This window comes from Nocardiopsis changdeensis, assembly GCF_018316655.1.
Taxonomy (GTDB): Bacteria; Actinomycetota; Actinomycetes; order Streptosporangiales; family Streptosporangiaceae; genus Nocardiopsis; species Nocardiopsis changdeensis.
In genome coordinates this window covers 6,492,043-6,511,120 of sequence record NZ_CP074133.1, presented here as the reverse complement: position 1 = coordinate 6,511,120, position 19,078 = coordinate 6,492,043, and the positions used below count along the sequence as shown (strand labels likewise).

The window sequence follows — 19,078 nt, the reverse complement described above, 5'->3', positions numbered from 1 at the left end:
CCGTGCCGCAGCAGCCGGGAGCGCCGACCGCCCCCGCCATCGCCCCCGACGTCCCGACCGTCCGATTGGCCGCGGCCGGGACCGCGCTGGTGCTGGGCGTGCCCGACACGGGCCTGCCGTACGTCCTGCACTGGGGCGCCGACCTGCCCGACACCGCCGGGCTGGCCGCGCTGTCCGGCCCGGCCGTCCCGCACAACACCGTCGACGCCGCCTTCCCGCTGTCCCTGGTCCCCGGCCAGGGGGAGGGCTGGTCCGGGCACCCCGGGCTGTCCGGCCACCGGGAGGGCCGGGCCTCACACCCCAGTTGGCTGGTCCGCGAGGTCGTCGTGGACCCGCTGCCGGACGCCCCGGCCGGCACCGGCGGGGTGCTGGTGTTCACCGCCGAGGCGCCGGCCGCGGGACTCGGGCTGCGCGGCGAACTGCGGATGGAGGCCGACGGGCTGGTCCGGGCGCGCCTGGAGGCGACCAACACCGGCGAGGACGTGTGGACCCCGGCGGCCCTCCACGTGTTCCTGCCGCTGCCCCGGGAGGCCGAGGAGGTGCTCGACCCCACCGGCCGGTGGTGCCGCGAACGCGTGCCCCAGCGCCGGGACCTCGCCCAGGGGACCCTGCTGCGGGCGTCCCGCCGCGGGCGCACCGGCCACGACGCCCCGCTGTTCCTGGTCGCCGGGACCTCCGGCTTCGGCTTCCGCCGGGGCGAGGTCTGGGGCGTGCACGTCGCCTGGAGCGGCGACCACGTCCACCTGGCCGAACGTCTGCCCGAGGGGGCCGGGCAGGCCGACGCCGTGCTCGGCGGCGGGGAACTCCTGCACCCCGGCGAGGTGCGCCTGGCCCCGGGCGAGTCGTACGGCACCCCCTGGGTGTGCTTCTCCTGGTCGGACCGGGGGCTGGACGGCATGTCGGCGCGCGTCCACCGGTGGCTGCGCGCCCGCCCCCACCACCCGGCGACGCCGCGGCCGGTGGTGCTCAACACCTGGGAGGCCGTCTACTTCGACCACCGCCTCGACACGCTCAGGGCGCTCGCCGACACCGCCGCCCGCGTCGGCGTGGAGCGCTTCGTCCTCGACGACGGATGGTTCCGCGGCCGCCGCGACGACACGGCGGGCCTGGGCGACTGGACCGTGGACCCCGAGGTGTGGCCGGACGGGCTGCACCCGCTGTTCGACCACGTGCGCGCGCTGGGCATGCAGGTGGGGCTGTGGGTGGAGCCGGAGATGGCCAACCCCGACTCCGACCTGTTCCGGGCGCACCCCGACTGGATCCTGAGCCCCGCCGACCACCGGCCGCCCACCGGACGCGGCCAGCACGTGCTCGACCTGGGCCGCCCCGAGGTCGCCGCGTACCTGCTGGAACGGCTGGACGCGCTGGTCGCGGAGTACCGGCCCGACCACCTCAAGTGGGACCACAACCGCGACCTGCTGGAGGCCGTGCACGGCCCCACCGGCGGCGCGGGTGTGCACCGCCAGACCGCCGCCGTGTACGCGCTGCTGGACCGGCTGCGCGCCCGCCACCCCGGACTGGAGGTCGAGTCGTGCTCCTCCGGCGGCGGCCGGGTGGACCTGGGCGTGCTGGAGCGCACCGACCGGGTGTGGGCCTCCGACGTCAACGACCCGCTGGAGCGGCTGGCGATCCAGCGCTGGACGGGCCTGCTGCTCCCGCCGGAGCTGGTCGGCGGCCACGTGGGCGGGCCGGTGTCGCACACCACCGGCCGGGTCACCGACCTGGCGACGCGCTGCCTGACCGCGCTCATCGGCCACCCCGGCATCGAGTGGGACATCTCCGTCTGCACCGAGGAGGAGCTGGGCGTGCTGGCCCGCTGGACCGCCCTGTACCGGGAGCTGCGCCCGCTGCTGCACACCGGGGACCTCGTCCGCGCGGACGATCCCGACCCCGCCGAACAGCTCGACGGCGTCGTCGCCCGCGACGGCGCGCAGGCCGTCTTCCGCTACGCCCGCCTCACCTCCTCGGTCCGCACCCACCCGGGCCGGGTCCGCCTGCCGGGACTGCGCCCGGACCTGCGCTACCGCCTGCGGTGGCGCCAGGACGTGGGATGGCCCGCCACCATGCAGCGCGCCGTACCGGAGTGGTTCACCCTCGGGGAGGCGGTCGCCTCCGGCCGTGTCCTGGAGCGGTCCGGCGTCCAGCTGCCCAACCTCGCCCCCGGCCAGGTGATCCTGCTCCACCTCACCCCCGCCTGACCGCCGCCCCGCCCCGGAGGGGTGTGGCCCGGGCCGTTCGGCATTCCGAAGGCCCGGGTGCCGGGTGGCCCCGAGGGCCCGCCGCCCCGGACGGGTCAGCGTGGGGAGCGGGTGGTGACCGAGGCGAAGGGGGCGTGGGTGGTCAGCCTCTGCTCGATGCCCCGGCGCACCATCTCCTTGGCGGTGGCCGCGGCCGCGCCCACCTCGGCGCCCTTGGCCAGCTCCGCCGTGATCGCGGCGGCGAAGGTGCAGCCCGCGCCGCTCACACGCTCCTGGCCGATCTTGGGGGCGCGCAGCACGGTCACCTCCTCGCCATCGAAGTGCACGTCGACGGCGTCGGGACCGGGCAGCTCCACGCCGCCCTTGGCGATCACGTGCGAGGGCCCCAGGTCGCGGATGCGGCGGGCCGCCTCGACGAGGTCGTCGACGGTGTCGATGCTCTCCATGCCCGACAGCGTCATCGCCTCGAAGTGGTTGGGCGTGATCACCGTCGCCAGCGGCAGGACCTTCTCCGTGAGCGCCTTGTCGGTGTCCAGCGCCGCGCCCGGCTCCTGGCCCTTGCAGATCAGGACCGGGTCCAGCACCACGTGCCGCCAGTCCCGCTCGCGCAGGCCCTGTGCGACCACGTCGATGGTGTCGGGGGTGCCGAGCATCCCGATCTTCACCACGTCCAGGTCGTGGCAGGCCGTGGCCGCCTCGATCTGGTCGGCGATGACCTGCGGGTCGACCGGCACGAACCGGTGCCCCCAGCCGTTCTTCGGGTCGAAGGAGACGATGCAGGTGATCGTCCCCATCCCGTAGACGCCCAGCTCCTGGAACGCCTTCAGGTCGGCCTGGATCCCGGCGCCCCCCGTGGCCTCAGAACCCGCGATCACGTACGCGCGATCGGTCATCGGGCAACCCCCTCGTGTTGGATGTGCTCTGGTCGGTGCCGGGAACGGACTCGGGGAAGGCGAGACGGTTCCACGGCTCCGCACAATTCCACCACAAAGCCCAGGTAAGGGGGCGTTGTCCACAGGCCGTCCCGTTCTCTCCCGGGCGCTTCCGGGGCCCGGTCCGGCGGCGGGACGGGCTCAGCGGTCGGACAGCAGGTCGTCGGAGACCGCGTAGCCGCTGTCGTAGGCGCCGTCCACGGTGTTCTCCCCCGTGACCGCCTCTCCCGCGAAGAACAGGGTCCGGTCCACCGGCCCGCCCAGCGCCGCGGGCGCGTCGTGCGCCCCCGGCGGGACGTGCAGGTACGCGCCCCGGCTGTACTCGTCCGCCGCCCAGTCGTGCGTGATCCTCCCCACGGGGTCCGGCACCGCGCCGCCCACCGCGGACGCCAGCATCCGCAGCCCCTCGGCGAACCGGTCGGGGCCCGGGCGGGCCAGCAGGTCGCGGGCCCGGTCCCCGGCGGCCCACACCGACACCGTCTCCGGGTCGCGCGCCACGCTCCAGACCACCGCGCCGTCCCCGTCCAGCGTGTCCCGGCCGGCGGGCAGGACCGGCCGGTCGAACCGGTACACCAGCTTGACGGCGTCGGTGGCCTCCAGCGCCGCCGCCGCGTCCCGGTGGCCGGCGGGCAGCGCGGGCTCGAACCGCACCGACCCCGACCGCAGCACCCCGACGGGCAGCGCCAGCACGCACCGGCGGGCCCGGACCGGGCGCCTCCGCCCGGCCACACCGATCTCCACCCCGGCCGGTCCGCGCCGCACCAGCCGGACCGGGCTGCGCAGCGCGATCACCGGGCCCGCCGCCAGCGGTTCCAGCAGCCGGTCGTACCCGTCCGGCACCCGGAAGTCCTCCCGCGGCGTGCTCCACCAGTCGAGCACCCCGGTGTCGTGCACCCACCGCGCGCTCCACCGCTCCAGGGGCTCCCCGTCGACCTCCACCGGCGGCCACAGCGACTCGGGCACCCCCAGCCTGCGCAGGTAGGCGGCGGCGTCCTCGTCCTCCCGCGGCCCCCGGGGCAGGTCCAGGGGCGGCGGCGCCGCCCGGTCCGAGCGCATCCGCACGGTACGCGCCCCGGTCTCGGCCACCAGCTCCCAGGTGGAGGCGTCCGCCCCGTGGATCAGCCCGGCGCCCAGCTCCACCGCCACCGGCGCCAGGAACCGGTCGGTGAACACCTGGCCGCCCACCCGGCCGCGGGCCTCCAGCACCACCACCCGCAGGCCGTGGTCGTACAGGTTGCGCGCGGCGGCCAGCCCGGCCGGCCCTGCCCCGACCACCGCCACGTCCCATTCCGGGGGCGGGACGGCGGAGGAGGCGGTGGCGGCCAGCAGGGCGCCGCCGCCCAGCGCGAGGAAGGCGCGGCGGCTCCGGCGGGAGGGGCGGGGGGCGGAGGGCATACGGGTATGAGAGCACGCGCGGCGCGCGCGGCCGCTCCGGGGTGCGGTCCGTCGCCGCCATGCACCAGACTCGGACACGGAACACCGGCCGCCCGAACCACACCGGTCACCGAGGAGTCACACAGCGCATGTCCGACACACAGAGTCCCGGCGGTCCCCGCCCCGATCTGGTCGCCTTGATCGTGGAGGCGTTCGCGCGCGCGGAGATCACCGCGGAGCGGCGCTCGTCCACCGAGGTGCTGATCCACATCCCCGAGGCCGAGCCCTTCCTCAACGACTACGCCGAGGCGGTCCGGAGCGCCCGCGAGTACCCCGACGAGCAGTACCCGGAGCTGGCCTCGCAGGTCGTCCTCGCACTGATGCGGGGCTTCCGCGAACGCGGCGTCGCCCTGGGCACCCACTACCCGCCCCGCACCTCCGACCACGCCCGCGGCGCCCTCCTGGCCGTGCTCGAACAGCTGGGCCTGCGCGCCAGGTTCCTGTTCCCGAACGTCCTGGAGGTGGGGACCCCCCAGGGTTCGGTCCGCACCGACGTCAGCCGGTACCTGGAGGGCCTGGAGGACGCCTCCGTCGACGCGGCCTTCGACCGGGCGGGCCCCTACGCGGAGGCCCTCGCCGGGCAGATCCGGCAGATCGCCCCGCAGAACGCGGACTCCGCCGGCCGGCTGCGCTCCCGCGTCTACCCGGTCGGCGCCCTCCCGCAGGAGGTGTGGGACACCCTGCTGTACCGCGACTTCGCCGAGGGCCTGCGCGAGACGGTGGTCATCGACACGCCCGACAGCGTGCAGCCGCTGAACCGGTCCGCGCTGGAGTCGATGGACCTCACGCGGGAGCAGGCCTTCACGCAGGCGGTGGCCGCCTCGGTCGCCGAGGAGGTGGAGGCGAGCGAGGTCGACCTCGGCGGCGCGGCCATCATCCACATCGGCGGGGCCCAGCCCTACACCGCCGCCCAGGCCCACGTGCTCTCCCGCTTCCTGGGGGAGGCGCCCCACGGCGCGCTGGTGGCCTTCCCGGTGCGCGAGGTGGTGCTGGCGCACCCGCTGGGCAAGGGCCACCCGATCATGGCGATGGAGCGCCTCCAGGAGCTGGCCGAGCGCTTCGTCGCCGACGCGGAGAAGCCGATCAGCGCCCAGCTGTTCTGGTGGCACCCGGACTCCGCCGAGCGGGCCGAGGCCGGGGTGCCCGACCTGCGCCCGGTGGGGGTGAAGGTCGACCACGAGGACCGGTCGGTGTCCCTGTACACCTCCGACGACGAGTTCGGACCGCTGCTGAACCGCTTGATGGAGGCCGGCTGAGGCCTCCCGCCCCGGGCGCGGCCGGAGTCGGCCGCACCCGGGGCCACCCCTTGCCCCATAAAAATATTTCGATATTATTTTTTCATGGCACGGACCGCGGATCACGAACAGAGGCGACGACAGGTCGCCGAAGCGCTCATGGCGGTGGTGGGGGAGCGGGGCCTGGCCCGGACCACCCTCGCCGACGTCGCCGACCACGCCGGGGTGTCCGTCGGCCTGGTGCAGCGCTACTTCCGCTCCAAGGCGCAGCTGCTGCGGTTCGGCGTGGAGCACATGTACCACCGGGCCGAGCAGCGGTTGCAGGAGGTCTCCGACGGACCGGTCTCCTCGGTGCGCGACTGGCTCGACCGCGCCACAGAGACGCTGCTGCCCCTGGACGACGAGCGCGTCCGCGAGCTGACCGTCTGGCTGGAGTTCCTCCCGGCGGCCCTGGCCGACCCCGAGATGCTGCGGATGCACCGCGAGACCACCCGGACCCTCGCCGACGCGCTCATCGAGGCGCTGGAGATCGCCGTGAGGGAGGGGGAGCTCCCCGCCGACCGCGACCCCCGGGCGGAGGCGGTCGCCCTGATCGCCTGCGTCGACGGCCTGACCCTGCACCACATCGTCACCGCCGAGCCCTTCACCGCTGAGGCGATCCGTACCGCCCTCACCACCCATCTCGACCGGCTCTTCACGGCCCCTGAGAGCCCCCGGACCCCTTGATCACCGATGAGCCCGACACGGAGGCCACGACCTTGACCGGTCACACCGACGAGACCCGAGCACCCGACACCCCGGCGGCCCCCGCCGCACCCGGTGCCCCTCCGGCCGCGTCCCGCCGCCTGCCCCTGCTCGACGTCCTGCGCGGCGTCGCGATCCTGGGCACCCTCGCCACCAACGTGTGGCTGTTCGCCGCACCCGGCGGCGAGGCCAACATGCTCTTCACCGCCTCGCTCAGCCCGCTGGAGGCGGCGCTGTCCGACCCCTCCCCGGCGACCGTCGCCGAGGGCGTCTTCCTGCTGCTGTCCAACGGCAAGTTCCTGGCGCTGCTCACCCTCCTCTTCGGGGTGGGCCTGGCCATCCAGTTCCGGTCCGCGGCGAAGAAGGGCGGCCGCTGGCCCGGCCCCTACAAGTGGCGGGCGCTGTTCCTGTTCACCGAGGGCCTGGTGCACTTCACCCTGGTGTTCGCCGCCGACGTCCTCATGGGCTACGCCGTGACCTCCCTGCTGGTGGCCTGGCTGCTCACCCGGTCGCAACGGGCCCAGAACGCGGTCATGTGGACCTGCCTCGTGCTGCACCTGGCCGTGGTCGGCCTGCTCACCGCCGCGTACACGCTCTTCCCGCAGCCGGGCGAGCAGTCCGCCGACGGCGGGGTCCCGGCCGACGTCGTGGACCTGTACGCGCACGGCGGCTACCTCGAACAGATCGCGTTCCGCCTGGACAACGCGCTGGCGATGCGCTCGGAGCCGATCATCACGTTCGCCTTCATGGTCTTCATGTTCCTGCTGGGCGTGCGCCTGTTCCGGGCCGGCGCCTTCGGCGGCGACGCCGCCGGGCGGCGGCTGCGCGGCCGCCTGCTGGCCTGGGGCCTGGGCGTGGGCGTCCCGCTCAACATCGCGACCGCCCTGGGCGGGGCCGACCTGTTCTTCGTGGACCGCTACGTCGCCGCCCCCGTCGTGGCCCTGGGCCTGATCGGCGCCGTCGGGTGGCTGGTGGACCGGGCCGACCCGGCGGGGTGGGGGATCGTGTCCCTGTCCTCCCTGGGCCGCATGGCGATGAGCGGGTACGTGGCGCAGAACCTCCTGTGCATGCTCGCCTGCTACGGCGTCGGCCTGGGCCTGGCCGCCCGGCTGGACGGGACCGGCCCGTGGTGGGTGATGGGGCTGTGGGCGGCGGTCGCCGCGCTGCTCCTGGCCTGGTCCACCCTGTGGCTGCGCCGGTTCCGGCTCGGGCCGCTGGAGGCGCTGCAGAAGGCCGTGCTGGGCCGGATCCCCGAACGCCGCCGCTGACGGCGCGGGCCGCCGACGGCGGGCCGGTGGTGCGCGCCGCGCACCACCGGCCCGCGGCTCAGCCGTCCGCCTCCCGGGAGCGCCAGGCCGCCTCGAACATCTCGTGCAGCGGGGCGATCGGGAGCTGCCCGGAGGTCGGGGAGACCAGCACCTTCTTGTCGGAGAGCACCGCGAAGTGGGTCTGGAGCTTGGCGGCCTCCACCGGCAGGTCCGGCGCCTTGGGCGCCACCCACCCGTCCTGCGCGAACAGGGTCCGCCCGGCCCTGGGCCGCTTGCCCTGGTCCACCGCGCCCGTCTCCAGCAGCCGTGCGGCCGTCTTCTTGTGCCGGGCCGCCGACCAGCCGTTCCACCGGCGCACGTTCTGGTCGGTGGGCCGGGACAGGGTGAGCAGCTGGAGGTACAGCGCGGCCGCGTCGGCGTCGGTGTCCAGCGCGGCGGCGGCCTCCTCCACCAGCTCCGGAACGCTCAGCCGCGGGTCGGCCTCGTACCCGCCGGCCGGAACGGGGGTGTCCGCGGTCCGCGCGGCCATACGGCCCAGCGACCCGACGCAGACCTCCCTGAGGCCGCGCAGCTCCACCAGCAGCGACGCCTTGTCCTCGGGGTCCTTGAAGTCGCGCGCGATCAGGGCCTTCTCCGTCGCCTCGTACACCCCGGGCTCGAAGAACCCGGCGGGACGCACGTAGACGTGTCCCCAGTGCGTTCGTCCGGCCGCCATGACGAGCAGCGGCCCGCCCAGGATCTCGGGGATCCGCCGTTCGGGGTCGCGGGTCCGGTGCAGCCGGTAGGGCAGCCGCTCGTACCCGGTCGCCTCCAGCAGCGGGAGAATGTCGCTGAGATCGGCGTAGGAGCCCACCGGCACCAGCAGCCCCGGGGCCCGCATCCGGTCGACCAGCCGGCGGTACAGCTCCGGCACCCCCGCGGCGCACGGGTGGCCCACCGGGAGCCGGGCGGACGGCCACGCCACGAGCGAGGTCGCCACCCGGTACGGATAGCAGGTGACCGGGTCGTAGTGGTAGATCTTGCGGTCCGGCAGCCCGTCCTCCGACACGGAGAACAGGGAGGGGTTGCTGTACGGCCCCTCGTCCTCGGCGATGACCCGGTTCAGGTCCCGGGTGCAGAAGTCGGAGGAGGACGGGTCCATGAGCGTCTCCGCCCACTGCGCACCCAGCTTGAGCTCCTTGTCGAGCAGGGCGACGGCCTCCGCGTCGAGCACGGGGCGCACCCCGACCAGTTCCGCCCACACCGCGGCCGCCCGCTCGGCGGCGCGCACGTCCCCGTCCGGCTCCCACAGGTCGGCCGGATCCTCAGGCAGGGCGGCGCCCAGCAGCCGGGTCAGGCCGTCCGGGCCCAGGGTCCTGACCACCCGGTCGTACTCCCCGGCCAGGCTCGTCCGCGCCTTGGCGCCGCCGGGCCTGGCGTCCGGGAGCCCCAGGCGCCCGTTCAGCACGAGCACGGCGAGGGGATCCAAGGCCCCGGTCCGGCCGACGAACGCGCGCACCGCCCCGTCCCCGGCCCTGGCCGGCCCCCGCTCGTCGAGGAGTTCCAGCAGGCGGCGGAGGCGCGCGGCCCGGTCGGGGCCGACGGTCACCGTGTCCACGCCGTCGGCCTCTTCCGGGACGGGCGCGGAGTCCGGCTGCACGAAGAAGTACCACTCACGGGGGTGCGGGATCTCGCCCGGCGCCGGGGCGGGGTGGACGGAGGAACTCCAGGACGTCTGTACGCGCTTTCCGGTGACGATCGCCTGCCCCGCCGCTACCAGCGGCTCCAGCGCGCCGCCCCGGGCCAGTCCCCGCCGCCACCGGGTGCCGGGCTCCGCGAAGGGTTGGCCCGCCCAGGTGCGGAGCAGGTCGATGAGCGCCCGCCGGGCCTCCTCGTCGGTCGTGGTCGCCAGCCTCCACAGGGCGGCGTCCACCCGGCCCAGCAGGTCGGGCCAGTGGAGGGGCGGTGCGGGCGGGGAGACCCGGCGGGTCGCGTCGGTGATGTCCCCGCGCAGGAAGGCCCCGTCGGCGGCCACGGCCGTGAGGGTGGCGGCGCCGGACCCCTTGGAGAGCGTCAGCGGGGTGAGGCCGTGCAGGGCCCGGCCCAGTTCCCCGTCGGTCGTGGCGGACGGCGCCACCACCTTCGCGGTCTCGATCGAGGAGAGGAAGCGGGTCGCCCGCTCCCGGCGCCCGCGCACCCTAGCCGTGTGCAGCACCGTCTCCACGATCCCGCCGGGGCCGTCGACGAGCCGGTCGGCGGTGACCCCGGGGAGCAGCCGGGCCACGGCGTCGCGCACCGCGGCGGCGTCCCCGGTGCTCCCGGCGGCATCGAGGAGCCCGCGGGCCAGCGCGGCGTCCGCCCCGCGCAGCGCCCTGGAGCCCTCCGCGTCCCGGGGCACCAGGAAGTGCCAGAACGCGGGCGGGGGGAACAGCATGCGGCCGCCGCCGTCGCCCGGTCCGTCCGGGTCGTGGCCGGGGAGGCACCACACCTCCCACCACGGCTCGTCGCCCTCGGTCGTCAGGCAGCGCAGAACGCGCACGCGGCTCTTCCACTCCTCCACCAGCAGGCCGTCGCCGCCCCCGGGCATGCGGAGGACGCCCCAGGATTTGGAGGTGTACCTGTGACCCGTCGTGGCCCTGCGCCCGTCGACTCCTTCGACGACGGTGGTCCGGGACTTCTTCCCGGACCCCTCGTCGACGGTCTCGCGCAGGCGGAACCCGACGACGCCGTCCACCGCGCCCAGCGGTGAGTCCGTGACGCCCTCGGGCAGCGGAACCAGGCTGCACCGCCCCAGCCGGGAGTCCTTCCCGGCATCGGTGCCGACGAGGAACCCGGGGCGGGAGTGCACACCCGTCGGGGTCCCGTCGACCGGGTCGAGCTCCTCGAAGGGCGGGTCGTCGGCCTTGCGCACGTACAGGTGGCGCCACAGCCTCTCACCGTCGCTCAGCAGGTCCTCCGAGCGGCCCACCCCCTCGGGGTCGCCCGGCCGCACCAGGCGGTCGCCCCCATGGCGGCCCCGGTCCCCGCCGAAGCTGAAGCCGAGGGCGTCGCTGAAACGTCCGCCGGGGGAGGGGACGTCGGCGGGCCGGACGCCGGTGAGGACGCGCCCGGGGTCCGAGCACCAGAACGCCGAGCGGTGGTCCGCGTCGTCGTCGCCGTCGTGCCAGGTGACCAGGAGGTCGTCCCCGACGTGGTGGACGGCGAACCGCGACGCCTCCGCCGGGATCGTGAACGAGACGCGGGCCCGCACCCCCCGGTGGTCGACGGCGACGGCCAGGGACCGCCCGTAGAGGGTGAGCACCGGCCAGCTGGAGGTCATCCCCAGCAAGGGCTCCTCCGCGGCGGCGAACTCCGCGACGGCCTCCTCGAAGGCGGGCCAGGTGTACTCCGCCGGGACGCCGAACCGCAGGGCGCGGGCCAGCGGCCCGGACAGGTCGGGGCCGTCCAGGTACCGGCCCGCCCGGGCCAGGGCCAGGGCGTTCCCGTGGCCGAGCAGCTTCTCCACGGCGGCCACCGCCGCCTCGGCCGCGAGCGGTGTGCCCTCGGTGAGCCGTTCCAGGTGGTTGTCCAGGGCCTTCGCGGTCTCCGGTGCCAGGCCGGGGACGTCATCGGCAGCGGCCGGTGCGGTCTCCGGTGCGGTCTCCGGCGCGGGCTTCGGCGCGGGGGCTGTCGGAGCCGGACGGAAGCGGGCGAACCGCGGGTCGGCGGCCACCGCCTCCAGCGGCCCGCTGATCCGGGAGCGGAGTTCCACCCTCGGGCCGGGGTCGTCCACGGGCAGCCCGGCGGCCAGGCAGGCGTCGGCGAACCCGAGGTCCAGGGTGGGCCGCCACCGGCCCGCGTCCAGCCTGACCCGCCCGCCCCCGGCGCGGACCCGGTCGGCGATGCGCGGGACCAGCGCGTGCAGCTCCGGCGCCATCGGCTGGATCTTCATGTACCGGCCGTCCTTGACCTGGGAGTACCGGCGCGGGAAGGCGGAGAGCCAGTCCGCGTACCCGCCCGCGGGCACGATCCTCCCGTCCACCAGGTCGTCGATCAGCCCGAGGGAGTCCAGCAGCCGCAGCCAGGCGCCGCCGTCGGTCGTGGCCTGGGGGAACAGGTTCACCAGGGCGGCCCGGGCGCCCTCCTCCGGCGGGTGCTCGGCGAACACCTTCGCCGCGGCGTCCAGGAGTCTGTCGGAGGCCCCGGCCCCCGGGGCGCGTTCGGTGAGGATCCGGCCCAGAGAGCGGCCGACCTCGTCGGGTCCCAGGCCGGCGTGCGCGGCCGCCGCCCGCAGCCGGGTGACGAGGTCGGCGGGCAGGCCGTCCTGCCCCCGCGCCCAGCCCTGGAGGAACCGCAGGAACTCCCGGTACGCCTCCTCCGCCGGGAACAGCCCGGTCAGCCGGTCCCAGTGGAGGCGGACCTCCTTGGCGGGCAGTGCGCCGTACCGGGTGAACAGCAGCGCGTTCTCGACCGCGTGCACCTTCGACACCGGGAGCCGGTGCCGCGCCTCGGCCTCCCGGGCCGCCGCGTACGCGGCCCCGGCCCGGCGGGGGTGCTGCGGGGCCAGCCGGTGGCCGATGGTGTCCCACAGCCACGGCAGGTGGTCCAGGGGGAGCCCGACCCGGGAGGCGCGGGACTCGATCCAGTTCAGGTCCCCGGCGAGCTTGCGCGGGGACTGCGGCAGCTTGTCGAGGAACTCCGCGGCCGCCTGTTCGTTGGCGGGGTCGTTGAGGCGGACCCAGTCGGAGTAGAGCGTCGACTCCGAGGCGTGCTGCGGGAGAGGAGGGAGTGGATGAGGCATGCGGGGAGTATCCCAGTGGTCACGGACACCCCGGGGCCCCGGGCCCGCCCCCGCCGCACCTCAGAAGAACGACCGCCGGAGCGGCGCGGTGCCCCGGACCGGCGGGTCCGGGGCACCGGGCGTGTGCGGCGGCTCAGGCCGCGAGGGAGGAGGACTCCCGGCGGCCGGAGGCGGGGAGCGCGGAGGCGTCGGGTGTGTCCTCGTTGCCCTTCAGCGGCGCGAAACCGCGCAGCCGGAGGCTGTTGCTGATGACGAAGACACTGGAGAACGCCATGGCCGCTCCCGCGATCATCGGGTTGAGCAGTCCCGCGGCGGCCAGGGGCAGTGCCGCCACGTTGTAGGCGAAGGCCCAGAAGAGGTTGCCCTTGATGGTGTTGAGGGTGCGGCGGGAGAGCCGGATGGCGTCGGCGGCCGCGCGCAGGTCGCCGCGCACGAGGGTGAGGTCGGATGCCTCGATGGCGACGTCGGTGCCGGTGCCCATGGCCAGGCCCAGGTCGGCGCGGGCCAGGGCTGCGGCGTCGTTGACGCCATCTCCGACCATGGCCACGGTGCGCCCCTCGGCCTGGAGGCGTTCGACCACGGCGACCTTGTCCCGGGGCATGACCTCGGCGATGACCTCCTCGATACCCACCTCGTCGGCCACCGTCCGGGCCACGGCCTCGTTGTCACCGGTCAACAGGATCGGGGTCAGACCCAGGGCGCGGAACTGCTCGATGGCCTGGGCGCTGGTGGGCTTGATCGCGTCGGACACGACCAGCACCGCGCGGGCCGCGCCGTCCCAGCCGACGGCCACGGCGGTCCCGCCCGCGGCCTCCGCGGCGGCCTTGGCGCTCGCCAGTTCGGCGGGCAGCTCCTGCGACCACTCGGCGAGCAGCGAGGTGCGGCCGACCAGGACGGCGTGGCCGTCGACGATGCCCTGGACGCCCTGTCCCTCGACGTTGGCGAAGTCCTCGACCTGCCCGAGCCCGCCGGTACGGGCGAGGGCGGCCTTGGCGATGGCCTGGGCGATGGGGTGCTCGGAGGCGTTCTCCAGGGCCCCGGCCAGCCGCAGCACCTCGTCCTCGCTCTGGCCGGGGGCGGTGAACACGTCGGTGAGCGTCATCCGGCCGGTGGTGACGGTGCCGGTCTTGTCCAGCACGACCGTGTCGATGCCGCGGGTGGTCTCCAGGACCTCCGGGCCCTTGATGAGGATGCCGAGCTGGGCGCCGCGCCCGGTGCCGACCAGCAGCGCGGTCGGGGTGGCCAGGCCCAGGGCGCAGGGGCAGGCGATGATGAGCACCGCGACCGCCGCGGTGAACGCCGCCGCCACCGATCCGCCGGTACCGATCCAGAAGCCGAGGGTCACGGCCGCCAGGGCGATGACGATGGGGACGAAGACGCCCGAGATCCGGTCGGCCAGGCGCTGGACCTCGGCCTTGCCGTTCTGCGCGTCCTCGACCAGGCGGGCCATCTGGGCGAGCTGTGTGTCGGATCCGACGCGGGAGGCGCGCACGACCAGGCGTCCGCCGGCGTTGACCGTGGCACCCACCACGGCGTCGCCGGGGCCGACCTCGACCGGCACGGACTCGCCGGTGAGCATGCTCATGTCGACGGCGGAGGTGCCCTCCTCCACGGTCCCGTCGGTGGCGACCTTCTCACCGGGCCGGACGATGAACAGGTCGCCCTCGGTCAGGTCGGCGGTGGGGATCCGCTGCTCGGCGCCGTCGCGCAGCACGGTGACGTCCTTGGCGCCGAGTTCGAGCAGGGCGCGCAGGGCGGCGCCGGCCCGGCGCTTGGACCGGGCCTCGAAGTAGCGCCCGGCCAGGATGAAGGTGGTGACCCCGGCGGCGACCTCCAGGTAGATGTTGGCGGAGCCGTCGGTGCGGGCGATGGTGAGCTCGAACGGGTGCGTCATGCCCGGCTCGCCCGCGGTGCCGAAGAACAGCGCGTACAGGGACCAGGCGAAGGCGGCGATCGTGCCCATGGACACCAGGGTGTCCATGGTGGCCGCGCCGAGCTTGAGGTTCTTCCAGGCGGCGATGTGGAAGGGCAGCGCGCCCCAGACGAGCACGGGCGCCGCGAGGACGAGCGAGGCCCACTGCCAGTAGGTGAACTGGAGCGCGGGGGCCATCGCCATCGCGATGACCGGCACCGACAGCAGGGCGCTGACGATGAGGCGGTCGCGCAACGGGCGGGTCGGGTCCGCGGCCTCCGCCGCGCCGTCGTCGGCGGCGGCGTCGGCGGAGCGGGGCACCTCGGCGGTGTACCCGGCCTTCTCGACCTGGGCGATCAGCTCCTCGGCGGGCACCGGGTCACCGTCGAAGACCACGCGCGCCGTCTCGGTGGCGTAGTTGACGGTGGCGGTGACGCCGTCGAGCCGGTTGAGGCGCTTCTCGATGCGGCTCGCGCAGGAGGCGCAGGTCATGCCGCCGATCGCCAGCTCGATCCGCTCTCCGGACTCTCTGACGTCTCCGGTTCCGGTGTTCATCGTTGCTCCTTGAGGTCGTGGGGGTGCGCGGCAGGGGGGCGTCGTCACGGTCAGTGGGAGTGCGGCGCGTGGCTCTCCTGGTCCGTGTGCTCCTCCGCGGTGACGGTGCCGTCGGCGGTCACGGTGAACTCCGCGGTCCGCACCTCGCCGCCGTGCTTGAAGTCGAGGAAGAGCCGGTAGTCGCCGACGGAGGGCACCATGGCCTGGAAGGTGATCTCGGGCCCGGGCTCGGTCACACCGTCGCCGGGCTCGCCCTCCGGGTGGACGTGCAGGTAGGCGAGGTCGCCGGCGCGCAGCGCCACGAGGTGGCCGTAGGCGCCGAGGTAGGGCTCTAGGTCGGTGACCTTCTCGCCGTCGCGGGTGACGGTGAGGGTCAGCGGGTTGGTCCGCCCGGGGACGAGGTCGCCGTCGAGGGTGACGGTGTAGCCGTCCACCTCGGCGGTCCGCTCGGCGGCGGGGAGGTCCTGCGGCTCGTGGTCGCCGGGGACGGTGAGGTCCGCGCCGAGGGTGAGGCCGCTCCCGTGCTCCTGCGGGACGAAGTCGGCGAACATCCGGTAGGCCCCGGGGGTATCCACCTCCAGCGGGACGCTCCAGGTGCCGTCTTCGGCCATCTCCGGGTGCACGTGCCGGTATCCGCTCATGTCGCGGCCGACCACGATCAGGTGCATGCGCTTGTCGTGCGACTCCTCGAACCCGGTCACGGGCTCGCCGTCGGGGCCCAGGATGCGGAACGAGAGGGTCTCCTCCTCGCCCGCCCGGTCGGGGGTCCGGACCGGGGTGAGCGTGTAGCCGTCCTGGGAGATCTGGAGGCCGGAGGGGGTGGAGTGCGCGCCGTTCATGGAAGTCTCCTCGTCGGTGGTGGCGTCGGTGCCGGTGGTGCCGTCGTGGCCGGTGTGCTCGCTCGCCTCGGTGGTGTCCGGGAGCAGGGGGCCCACCAGGCCGCCGGCCCCCATCGCTCCGGCGAAGGCCACGGCGAGGCCCAGTCCGTAGAGCCCGAGCTTGGCGGGGACGTTCATCGTCGGTCCTTTCCTTCCTCTGTGGCCGGATGCTTCGAGCGGTGTGCGCCGGAGCCCTCCATGGGGGAGTTCGTCGGCGACAACTCAAGAAATACCATACCCCCCCAGGGTATACAAGTCCCCGGGGTGGTGCCACTGTGACGTGTGTCCTCGAATCCGTGGACACGGCGGAGCCGGGCGGCCCCTCCTCGGGCCGCCCGGCTCGCCGCGGGTGACGGGTCAGGCGCCCGTCCCGGCGGCCTCCCCCTCCTCGGACCGGGCCGCGGCCGGTCCCTGCGGGCGCATGAGGGCGAACCCGAGCACCGCACCCGCCACGGCCACCGCTCCGGCCCCGATGAACGCGGCCTGGAAGCCGTCGGTCAGCGCGGCCGGGTCGCCGAGCCGGTCGGCCCCCCACGCGGTGGCGACGGCGGTCATGGCCGCCAGGCCCAGGGCGGAACCTACCTGGTAGGTGGTGTTGACGATGCCCGAGGCCAGCCCCGCCTCCTCCGGGCGCGCCCCGCTGATGGAGGCGATCGTGGCCGGGATGAACACCAGCGACATGCCCAGGGCCGCGATCAGGGAGCCGGGCAGGACGTCGACGAGGTAGGCGCCCCCGGGGCGGGCCAGGGAGAGCAGGCCCAGGCCGGCGGCCAGGACCAGCAGGCCCGTCACGATCAGCGGCTTGAGGCCGAAGCGGCCGATGAGCCGGCCGGTGACGGTGGTCATGAGGAGCATCATCAGCAGCGTCATCGGCAGCAGGGCCGCGCCGCTGGGGAAGGCCCCGTACCCCAGGACCTGCTGGAGGTAGAGGTTGAGGAAGTACCACATCGGGATCCACGCGGCCCCCAGCAGGGTGATCGCCACGTTCCCGGCCAGCAGGCCGGGGGTGCGCCAGACGCCCAGGGGCATCAGCGGGGCGCGGACCAGGCGCTGGCTGACGACGAAGACCCCCAGGAGGACCGCTCCGCCGACGAGGCCGAGCAGCGTGGCCGCGGAGGTCCAGCCCTGTTCGGAGGCCTGGACGATGCCGAACACCGCCAGGGCCAGGCCGCCGGTGGCCGAGACGGCGCCCAGGAGGTCGACCGATCCGCCGCGTCCGCTCACCGCCGGCAGCAGGGCCGGGACGGCGGCCAGGGAGGCCAGTCCGATGGGGATGTAGAGGAGGAACAGCCACGGCCAGCTCAGCCATTCGGTGATGGCGCCGCCGAGGAAGACGCCGGCCGTGCCGCCCGCCGGGGCGGCCGCGCCGTAGAAGGCCAGCGCCTTGGTGCGCTCGCCGGTGTCGTGGGCGAAGATCATCATCAGCAGGGTCATCGCCGACGGCGCGATCAGCGCTCCGCCCGCGCCCTGGACCGCGCGGCCCAGGAGTTCGACCCAGGCCGTCTCGGCCGCGGCGGCCAGGACGGACCCGGCGATGAGGGTGACCCAGCCCGCGGTGAACACCCGGCGCGCGCCGAGCAGGTCGGACAGGCGCCCTCCCAGGAGCAGCAGACCGCCGAAGGCGATGACGTAGGCGTTGAAGACCCATTGCAGGGAGCTGGGGGAGAAGCCGAGGTCGCGCTGCATCTCGGGCAGGGCGACCCCGATGATCGAGGTGTCCATGATGACCATGAACTGCGCGCCGGCGAGCACCAGGAGTGCCCACCAGCGGCGGGGATCGGCTTGTGGCGTTGACATGCTGCTGTCTCCTGATCACGGTCCCGCCTCGCGGCGGACCATCGAGGGGTGGAGCTGGAGTGGTCGGGCGGGGCGGGACCGTGGGGGTTCCGTCAGACGCCCGCGAACCGGTAGCCGGCCTCGGTGACGGCCGCGCGGATCGCGTCGTCGTCGAAGCCCGAGCCCTGGACGGCGACCGTGCCGGCGGCGAGGTCGACCGTCACGCCGGTGACGCCGGCGACGCCGCCGATCCCGGTGCTGACGGAGTTCGCGCAGTGTCCGCAGGTCATTCCCTCGACCTGGTAGACCCGCGCGTCCCCGGGGGTCTCGGCGGCGGTCGTCCCGGTCTCACAGGAACAGGTGGAGCACATGGGGTTCCTCCTCGTGTCGGGATACCCCCTTGGGGTATCTGGGGAACAGATTTAACATACTCCTGGGGGGTATGCAAGGGGGAGGGGTGTCCGCCGTCGCCGCCGGGGCGCGGCGTGTCGCGCCCCGGCGGCGGGTCAGCGCAGGTCGCGCCGCATCAGCACGCGGGGGTGGCCGGCCAGGACCGAGGAGGTGTCGGCGGCGTGGACGAACCCGGCGCGCTCGAAGTTCCTCCGGAGCCCGGGATAGGCCATCGTCAGGTCCACCCGGGCGTCGCCGTTGTCCAGGGGGTAGGCCTCGACCACGGGCGCGCCGTGCGCCCGGGCGAACTCCACGGCCCCGGCGATCAGGGCGTGCGAGATGCCCTTCTTCCGATGGCCCGGGCGCACGCGGATGCACCACAGCGACCACACGGGGAGGTCGTCGACGTGCGGGATCCTGCGGCTGCGGGCGAAGGAGGTGTCCGCGCGCGGCGCCACCGCGGCCCAGCCGACGGGTTCGTCGCCGTCGTAGGCGAGCACCCCCGGCGCCGGCTCGGCGCGGCACAGCCCGGCGACGTACTCGCCGCGGGCGGGGCCGCGCAGCTCCCTGTTGAGCGCGGACGGGAGTCGATAACTGAGGCACCAGCACACGTCGGCGCCGGGTGATCTCGGTCCCACCAGGGCCCGCACGTCCTCGAACACGGAGGCGGGGCGAACATCGACGGCCATGGCGCCAGCATGCCACGCCCGGCGCGGGGGGCCGTCGCGCCCGTGCGCGGGAACCGCGCCCCGACATGAGAAAAGGCCCTGCGAACAGGGCCTTCGTTGTGTCCGAGGGGGGACTTGAACCCCCACAGCCTTAACGGCCACTAGCACCTCAAGCTAGCGCGTCTACCTATTCCGCCACCCGGACCGGTGGTATCGGGCGGCAGCGCCGCCTGACAGGTCAACAATAGCAAAGCTCCGGAGTGCCCCGAACCGCTTTTCGGGCCGGGGGTGATCATGACAGGGTCGGGGGCGACGAGCACAGTGACACG

General features: G+C 74.6%; 12 protein-coding genes and 1 tRNA gene. 4 read left to right on the top strand and 9 right to left on the bottom strand.

The window, feature by feature from the left end:
* Positions 1–2 precede the first annotated feature (2 nt).
* Positions 3–2,198 carry an alpha-galactosidase gene (locus tag KGD84_RS29190; protein WP_255646861.1) on the top strand — a complete coding sequence of 732 codons (2,196 nt, stop codon included), beginning with the start codon at positions 3–5 and terminating at the stop codon, positions 2,196–2,198.
* A 95-nt stretch (positions 2,199–2,293) separates the two neighbouring features.
* Here KGD84_RS29190 and thiD read toward each other — a convergent pair whose 3' ends face one another.
* Together thiD and KGD84_RS29180 are read right to left on the bottom strand one after the other, a co-directional pair.
* Positions 2,294–3,091, bottom strand: a complete 798-nt coding sequence (gene thiD, locus KGD84_RS29185; RefSeq protein ID WP_220563534.1) for a bifunctional hydroxymethylpyrimidine kinase/phosphomethylpyrimidine kinase — start codon at positions 3,089–3,091, stop codon at positions 2,294–2,296.
* Positions 3,092–3,271: 180 nt separating this feature from the next.
* On the bottom strand, positions 3,272–4,525 hold the full coding sequence (locus KGD84_RS29180; RefSeq protein WP_220563533.1) for a flavin monoamine oxidase family protein: 1,254 nt from the start codon (positions 4,523–4,525) through the stop codon (positions 3,272–3,274).
* A gap of 128 nt (positions 4,526–4,653) precedes the next feature.
* Between KGD84_RS29180 and KGD84_RS29175 the strand changes: the two genes are divergently transcribed.
* The 3 genes from KGD84_RS29175 to KGD84_RS29165 all read left to right on the top strand — a co-directional run bounded on the left by KGD84_RS29175 (position 4,654) and on the right by KGD84_RS29165 (position 7,811).
* Positions 4,654–5,820 (top strand): hypothetical protein, encoded by a 1,167-nt coding sequence (locus KGD84_RS29175; RefSeq protein ID WP_220563532.1) that lies wholly within the window; start codon positions 4,654–4,656, stop codon positions 5,818–5,820.
* 84 nt (positions 5,821–5,904) lie between these two features.
* Positions 5,905–6,525 (top strand): TetR/AcrR family transcriptional regulator, encoded by a 621-nt coding sequence (locus tag KGD84_RS29170; protein ID WP_220563531.1) that lies wholly within the window; start codon positions 5,905–5,907, stop codon positions 6,523–6,525.
* A gap of 119 nt (positions 6,526–6,644) precedes the next feature.
* Entirely contained in the window at positions 6,645–7,811 is a 1,167-nt protein-coding gene (locus KGD84_RS29165; RefSeq protein ID WP_220565368.1) for a DUF418 domain-containing protein, read from the top strand.
* 58 nt (positions 7,812–7,869) lie between these two features.
* Here KGD84_RS29165 and KGD84_RS29160 read toward each other — a convergent pair whose 3' ends face one another.
* The 7 genes from KGD84_RS29160 to KGD84_RS29130 all read right to left on the bottom strand — a co-directional run bounded on the left by KGD84_RS29160 (position 7,870) and on the right by KGD84_RS29130 (position 18,954).
* Positions 7,870–12,570, bottom strand: a complete 4,701-nt coding sequence (locus tag KGD84_RS29160; protein ID WP_220563530.1) for a hypothetical protein — start codon at positions 12,568–12,570, stop codon at positions 7,870–7,872.
* 133 nt (positions 12,571–12,703) lie between these two features.
* Positions 12,704–15,037: a heavy metal translocating P-type ATPase gene (locus KGD84_RS29155; protein ID WP_220563529.1), complete on the bottom strand. Its 2,334-nt coding sequence runs from the start codon at positions 15,035–15,037 to the stop codon at positions 12,704–12,706.
* Between the two features lie 50 nt (positions 15,038–15,087).
* Positions 15,088–16,053 carry a hypothetical protein gene (locus KGD84_RS29150; RefSeq protein WP_220563528.1) on the bottom strand — a complete coding sequence of 322 codons (966 nt, stop codon included), beginning with the start codon at positions 16,051–16,053 and terminating at the stop codon, positions 15,088–15,090.
* A gap of 219 nt (positions 16,054–16,272) precedes the next feature.
* Positions 16,273–17,712: an MFS transporter gene (locus KGD84_RS29145; RefSeq protein ID WP_220563527.1), complete on the bottom strand. Its 1,440-nt coding sequence runs from the start codon at positions 17,710–17,712 to the stop codon at positions 16,273–16,275.
* Positions 17,713–17,804: 92 nt separating this feature from the next.
* The gene (locus KGD84_RS29140) at positions 17,805–18,062 is read right to left on the bottom strand and encodes a heavy-metal-associated domain-containing protein (protein ID WP_220563526.1); all 258 of its coding nucleotides are present in this window, start codon (positions 18,060–18,062) and stop codon (positions 17,805–17,807) included.
* 135 nt (positions 18,063–18,197) lie between these two features.
* Positions 18,198–18,770, bottom strand: a complete 573-nt coding sequence (locus KGD84_RS29135) for a GNAT family N-acetyltransferase (RefSeq protein WP_220563525.1) — start codon at positions 18,768–18,770, stop codon at positions 18,198–18,200.
* A gap of 99 nt (positions 18,771–18,869) precedes the next feature.
* Positions 18,870–18,954, bottom strand: a tRNA-Leu gene (locus KGD84_RS29130).
* Positions 18,955–19,078: the final 124 nt, after the last annotated feature.

Bases quoted from the DNA above. Each gene is read 5' to 3' on its own strand.
- thiD (WP_220563534.1), bottom strand. From the start codon at position 3,091: ATGACCGATCGCGCGTACGTGATCGCGGGTTCTGAGGCCACGGGGGGC.
- KGD84_RS29180 (WP_220563533.1), bottom strand. From the start codon at position 4,525: ATGCCCTCCGCCCCCCGCCCCTCCCGCCGGAGCCGCCGCGCCTTCCTC.
- KGD84_RS29175 (WP_220563532.1), top strand. From the start codon at position 4,654: ATGTCCGACACACAGAGTCCCGGCGGTCCCCGCCCCGATCTGGTCGCC.
- KGD84_RS29170 (WP_220563531.1), top strand. From the start codon at position 5,905: ATGGCACGGACCGCGGATCACGAACAGAGGCGACGACAGGTCGCCGAA.
- KGD84_RS29160 (WP_220563530.1), bottom strand. From the start codon at position 12,570: ATGCCTCATCCACTCCCTCCTCTCCCGCAGCACGCCTCGGAGTCGACG.
- KGD84_RS29155 (WP_220563529.1), bottom strand. From the start codon at position 15,037: ATGAACACCGGAACCGGAGACGTCAGAGAGTCCGGAGAGCGGATCGAG.
- KGD84_RS29150 (WP_220563528.1), bottom strand. From the start codon at position 16,053: ATGAACGTCCCCGCCAAGCTCGGGCTCTACGGACTGGGCCTCGCCGTG.
- KGD84_RS29145 (WP_220563527.1), bottom strand. From the start codon at position 17,712: ATGTCAACGCCACAAGCCGATCCCCGCCGCTGGTGGGCACTCCTGGTG.
- KGD84_RS29140 (WP_220563526.1), bottom strand. From the start codon at position 18,062: ATGTGCTCCACCTGTTCCTGTGAGACCGGGACGACCGCCGCCGAGACC.
- KGD84_RS29135 (WP_220563525.1), bottom strand. From the start codon at position 18,770: ATGGCCGTCGATGTTCGCCCCGCCTCCGTGTTCGAGGACGTGCGGGCC.